This is a genomic window from Pedobacter sp. HMWF019, from assembly GCF_003061025.1.
In the GTDB taxonomy this organism is placed as follows: Bacteria; Bacteroidota; Bacteroidia; order Sphingobacteriales; family Sphingobacteriaceae; genus Pedobacter.
Window position 1 is genome coordinate 1 of the sequence record NZ_QAIL01000613.1, and the last position, 555, is coordinate 555.

Sequence of the window (555 nt, forward strand, 5' to 3'; positions counted from 1 at the left end):
TAACTGCATTATTACATTACAAAATGGCTTTTGACTGAAATTTCTAACAGGCAGGGATTTTAAATTAATGGTTTCGAAGTGATTAAAAGCCGTGAAATCAATAATTAACTGCTCTTTTCCTTTTGTTGAAGGCCCCATTCGAAGATTTTTTTTAAAGCAGGAATTAAAGATTCTGCATTTTCCGTTAAACTATATTCAACTTTTGGAGGTATTTCGGGATAAATTTCCCGCGAAATAAGTCCGTCATTTTCTAATTCCCGTAGCTGCTGAGACAACATTTTATCAGTTATGGACGGTATCCGTTTTTTGAGAAGACTGAATCTGTTTTCATTCTCGCTGATATAAGCAAGAATTATAATTTTCCATTTGCCGTTAATTTTACTCATTGCAATCTGCATCGGGCATTCGCTCTGCAAAATCCTGTCATTTATGGAAGCGCTTGAATTTTCTTTTCTCATTACTTTCTTTTTGGTAAGTATAATACAATTTGGTTAGTACTTGCTTAATGCAAAGGTAGGACTTAATTTTGCGTAGTAAACTTGATATTAACATAAT

Annotated in this window: 1 protein-coding gene; it reads right to left on the reverse strand. The window is 33.2% G+C overall.

The genetic code is table 11. The annotated features are described in order from the left end of the window. Positions 1-104: 104 nt before the first annotated feature. Positions 105-458 carry a helix-turn-helix domain-containing protein gene (locus tag DBR11_RS28980; RefSeq protein WP_108556000.1) on the reverse strand — a complete coding sequence of 118 codons (354 nt, stop codon included), beginning with the start codon at positions 456-458 and terminating at the stop codon, positions 105-107. Between the last annotated feature and the right edge of the window lie 97 nt (positions 459-555).